This is a genomic window from Thalassobacter sp., assembly GCF_982993085.1.
On record NZ_CEZFMW010000161.1, the window covers coordinates 1 to 5,645 of the forward strand.

Sequence of the window (5,645 nt, forward strand, 5' to 3'; positions counted from 1 at the left end):
GCGAGAGCGGCACGTGAACAGCCATTTGGTCACCGTCGAAGTCAGCGTTAAACGCAGAACACACGAGCGGGTGCAGCTGGATGGCCTTACCTTCGATGAGGACAGGCTCAAACGCTTGGATACCCAAACGGTGAAGCGTCGGCGCACGGTTCAGCAAGACGGGGTGTTCGCGGATTACCTCGTCGAGGATATCCCAAACTTCCGGACGCTCTTTTTCGACCAGTTTCTTAGCCTGCTTCACAGTGCTAGACAGGCCTTTGGCCTCCAGACGTGAATAGATGAACGGCTTAAACAGCTCCAATGCCATCTTCTTGGGCAGACCACATTGGTGCAACTTCAGCTCGGGGCCGGTCACAATGACCGAACGACCCGAAAAGTCGACGCGCTTACCCAAAAGGTTCTGACGGAAGCGACCTTGCTTACCTTTCAGCATGTCGGACAGCGATTTCAACGGACGCTTGTTGGCACCCGTGATCACGCGGCCACGACGGCCGTTGTCGAACAATGCATCCACGGATTCTTGCAGCATCCGCTTTTCGTTCCGCACGATGATATCGGGCGCGCGCAGTTCGATAAGACGCTTGAGACGATTGTTCCGGTTGATCACGCGGCGGTACAGATCGTTCAGATCCGAGGTCGCGAAACGACCACCATCGAGTGGCACAAGTGGGCGCAATTCTGGTGGGATCACGGGGATCACAGTCAGAACCATCCACTCAGGACGGTTACCTGATTCAAGGAAGCTTTCGACGATCTTCAGACGCTTAATGATCTTCTTGGGCTTCAGCTCACCTGTGGCCTCTTTGAGGTCTTCACGCAGGGTTGCTGCTTCTTGCTCAAGGTCGATCGCGGCCAGCATTTCGCGAATCGCTTCTGCACCGATGTTGGCTTGGAACGCATCTGCACCAAAGGCGTCTTGCGCATCCATGAACTCCTCTTCGGACATCAACTGACCATAAGTCAGGTCCGTGAGGCCGGGCTCAATCACGACGTAGTTCTCAAAGTAGAGAATACGCTCAAGATCGCGCAGGGTCATGTCCAGCATCAGGCCGATGCGCGATGGCAGCGACTTGAGGAACCAAATGTGTGCAACGGGCGACGCCAGTTCGATGTGGCCCATCCGCTCACGGCGGACCTTTTGCAGCGTGACTTCAACACCACATTTTTCGCAGACAACGCCGCGATATTTCATACGCTTATATTTGCCGCACAGACATTCGTAATCTTTGATCGGGCCAAAGATACGCGCGCAGAACAAGCCATCACGCTCGGGCTTGAATGTCCGGTAGTTGATGGTTTCCGGCTTTTTGATCTCACCATACGACCACGACAGGATGCGCTCAGGCGATGCGAGCGACACCTTGATTTCGTCGAACACTTTGGTGGGCGCGACGGGGTTGAATGGGTTGTTTGTAAGTTCCTGGTTCATTTTGATACCTCAATGGGGGTGGAAGGAAAAAGAGGGGGGACGGCGGGAACAAGTCCCGCCCAATGCGCGGCTTATTCCGCCGCGATCCCGCCCTCGTCTTCCTCCGCATCCAGGAGTTCCATGTTCAGGCCAAGGCCGCGGACTTCTTTGACGAGAACGTTAAAGCTCTCTGGCACGCCGGCCTCAAAGTTGTCCTCACCCTTCACGATGCTTTCATAGACCTTGGTCCGACCCGCGACGTCATCCGACTTCACCGTCAGCATTTCCTGCAAGGTGTAGGCGGCGCCATAAGCTTCCAGAGCCCAGACCTCCATCTCACCGAAGCGCTGACCACCGAACTGCGCCTTACCACCCAGCGGCTGCTGCGTAACAAGCGAGTACGGCCCCGTGGAACGGGCGTGGATTTTGTCGTCCACAAGGTGGTGCAGTTTCAGCAGATATTTGACGCCGACCGTCACCTGACGTGAGAATTTCTCACCGGTACGACCATCGAACAGATCCGACTGACCAGAGGTGTCGAAGCCCGCGCGTGTCAGCGCATCGTTCACATCAGCCTCTTTCGCACCGTCAAAGACGGGTGTTGCGATTGGCACACCACGGGTAACATTGCCCGCTGCTTCAAGGACCTGATCCTCATCCATACCACCGAATGCATCGGAATAGACCTCATCACCATAGGCGATTTTCAGGGCATCACGGACTGGTGTCATATCACCGGAGCGTTTGTATTCACCCAGAGCATCGTCGATCTGGATCCCGAGGCCGCGTGCAGCCCAACCCATGTGGGTTTCGAGGATCTGACCCACGTTCATACGCGACGGCACGCCAAGCGGGTTAAGCACGAAGTCAACGGGTGTACCGTCGCCGAGGAACGGCATGTCTTCCATGGGAACCACCTTGGAAATCACACCTTTGTTACCGTGACGACCAGCCATTTTATCACCAGGCTGAAGCTTACGCTTCACAGCAATAAAGACTTTGACCATCTTCATCACACCTGGGGGCAGATCGTCGCCACGGCGTACTTTCTCGACTTTGTCCTCAAAGCGAGCTTCAAGCGTCCGCTTCTGGATTTCGTACTGCTCGTTGAGGGCCTCAACCTGTTGCGCGTCGGCTTCTTCACCCAGCGCAAGCTGCCACCACTGACCACGGCTCAATGTGCCGAGCAGGTCTTCGGTGATTTCGGAGCCGGCTTTGATCCCTTTGGGACCTTTCACAGCTTCCTTGCCGATGATCATGCTCTTGAGACGCGCATAGATGTTGCGGTCCAGAATGCCCATTTCATCGTCGCGGTCACGTGCGAGACGCTCGACTTCTTCACGCTCGATCTGGAGAGCCCGCTCGTCTTTTTCCACGCCATGGCGGTTAAAGACGCGAACTTCCACAACGGTCCCGAAATCGCCGGGTTTCACGCGCAGCGAGGTGTCGCGCACGTCAGAGGCTTTCTCACCAAAGATGGCGCGCAGGAGTTTCTCTTCCGGCGTCATCGGGCTTTCACCCTTTGGTGTGATTTTACCCACAAGGATATCGCCCGGCTCAACATCGGCACCGATGTAAACGATGCCCGCTTCGTCGAGATTGCGCAAAGCTTCCTCACCGACGTTGGGGATATCGCGGGTGATTTCCTCAGGCCCAAGCTTCGTATCACGGGCAGCGACTTCAAATTCTTCGATGTGGATCGAAGTAAAGACGTCATCACGTGCGATCCGCTCGGAAATCAGGATCGAGTCTTCGTAGTTGTAGCCGTTCCAAGGCATAAACGCGACGACCACGTTTTTGCCGAGCGCCAGTTCACCAAGGTCGGTCGAGGGACCATCGGCGACAACTTCGCCTTTGCCCACACGATCGCCCACTTTGACCAACGGACGTTGGTTGATGCAGGTGTTTTGGTTGGAGCGCTGGAACTTACGCAAGCGGTAGATATCTACGCCAGCATCGCCAAGCTCAAGATCTTCGGTCGCCCGCACAACGATACGCTGTGCGTCGACTTGGTCGATCACACCACCGCGTTTCGCCATGATGGCCGCGCCAGAATCCTTGGCCACAACGCTTTCCATGCCCGTGCCAACGAAGGGAGCATCAGCCTGCAACAAAGGCACAGCCTGACGTTGCATGTTCGAGCCCATGAGTGCGCGGTTAGCATCGTCGTTTTCGAGGAACGGGATGAGCGCCGCAGCAACCGAGACCAACTGCTTGGGCGAGACGTCGATCAGATCAACGTTATCGCGGGATTGCAGCATGTAGTCGCCGGCTTGACGGGTCGAGACGAGGTCATTTTTGAACCGCATCTGATCGTCGAGTTGCGCGTTTGCCTGCGCCACTGTGTGACGCATTTCCTCGGTCGCGGACATGTAGCTGACTTCGTCAGTCACCTGACCATCAACCACCTTCCGGTAGGGCGTTTCGATAAAGCCGTACTTGTTCACGCGGGCAAACGTGGCCAGCGAGTTGATCAGACCAATGTTCGGGCCTTCCGGCGTCTCAATTGGGCACATCCGGCCGTAGTGCGTTGGATGCACGTCGCGGACCTCAAAGCCAGCACGTTCACGTGTCAGACCACCAGGTCCAAGCGCGGAAAGACGGCGTTTGTGCGTCACTTCGGACAGCGGGTTTGTTTGGTCCATGAACTGCGAGAGCTGCGAAGAGCCAAAGAATTCACGCACCGCAGCAGCAGCAGGTTTCGCGTTAATCAGGTCTTGCGGCATCACCGTGTCGATTTCGACGGACGACATACGCTCTTTGATCGCGCGCTCCATGCGGAGCAAACCAACGCGGTACTGGTTTTCCATCAATTCGCCAACGGAACGCACACGACGGTTACCTAGGTGGTCAATATCGTCGATATCGCCCTTGCCGTCACGCAGCTCAACCAGTGCTTTGATGCACGATACGATGTCTTCGTGGCGCAGCGTACGCATGGTGTCTTCGGCGTCCAGTGCCAGACGCATGTTCATTTTGACCCGGCCAACAGCGGACAGATCATAACGCTCAGAATCGAAGAACAACGTGTCGAACAAGTTGCTTGCGGATTCTACGGTGGGTGGCTCGCCCGGACGCATGACGCGGTAGATATCCATGAGCGCGGTGTCGCGACCCATGTTTTTGTCTGCCGCCATCGTGTTGCGCATGTAGGGGCCGACGTTGACGTTGTCGATATCGAGGACTGGGATGTCCGTGATACCAGCGTCCATCAATTCCTTCAGCGTACCGCCAGAAACTTCGCCTTCTTTGTCGAGTTCCCATGTCAGCTCATCGCCAGCTTCGACATAGATCGCGCCGGTGTCTTCGTTGATGATGTCGCGCGCAACGAACTTGCCGAGGATGTTGTCGAACGGCACCAAAAGCTCAGTGACGGTACCCTCATCGATCAGCTTCTTCACCGCACGTGGGGTGATTTTCTTGCCAGCTTCCGCAACGACTTCGCCTGTGGCCGCATCCACAAGGTCATACGTTGGGCGAGTGCCGCGCACACGCTCTGGGAAGAACTTGGTCGACCAGCCTTGGCCTTTAACCAAACTGTAATCAACGGTGTCGTAGTAGGCATCCATGATCGCCTCTTGGTCCATACCGAGGGCATAGAGCAGGGTCGTCACGGGCAGTTTACGGCGACGGTCGATGCGCGCAAACACGAGGTCTTTGGCGTCGAACTCAAAGTCCAGCCACGAGCCGCGGTAGGGGATAATACGGCAGGCGAACAAGAGTTTCCCGGAGGAATGGGTTTTGCCCTTGTCGTGGTCAAAGAACACGCCGGGGGAGCGGTGCATCTGGGATACGATCACACGCTCGGTACCGTTCACAACGAACGTCCCATTTGGCGTCATCAAGGGCATATCGCCCATGAACACGTCTTGTTCTTTGATGTCCTTGACGGACTTCGCACCTGTGTCTTCGTCCACATCAAACACGATCAAACGCAGAGTTACCTTGAGCGGCGCCGAATAGGTCATATCCCGCTGCTGACACTCTTCAACATCGTACTTCGGCTTTTCCAGCTCGTACTTTACGAACTCAAGGATCGCAGTTTCGTTGAAATCCTTGATCGGGAAAACCGACTGAAATACGCCCATGATACCTTCGCCGTCGAGAGGCTGTGCGGAATCACCGGATTTCAGGAAAAGATCATAAGAAGATTTTTGAACCTCAATCAGGTTCGGCATCTGTAGAACTTCGTCAATTTTGCCGAAGTATTTACGGATACGTTTGGTGCCTGCGTGCG

The 5,645-nt window shown here is 55.7% G+C and carries 2 protein-coding genes; both read right to left on the minus strand.

The annotated features are described in order from the left end of the window. Positions 1 to 1,429: DNA-directed RNA polymerase subunit beta' (locus AC4GMC_RS16930; RefSeq protein WP_490391479.1), on the minus strand; the 1,429-nt coding region annotated here is incomplete at its 3' end. 71 nt (positions 1,430 to 1,500) lie between these two features. Beyond that, the coding region (gene rpoB, locus AC4GMC_RS16935; protein ID WP_490391480.1) for a DNA-directed RNA polymerase subunit beta at positions 1,501 to 5,645 on the minus strand (4,145 nt) is incomplete at its 5' end.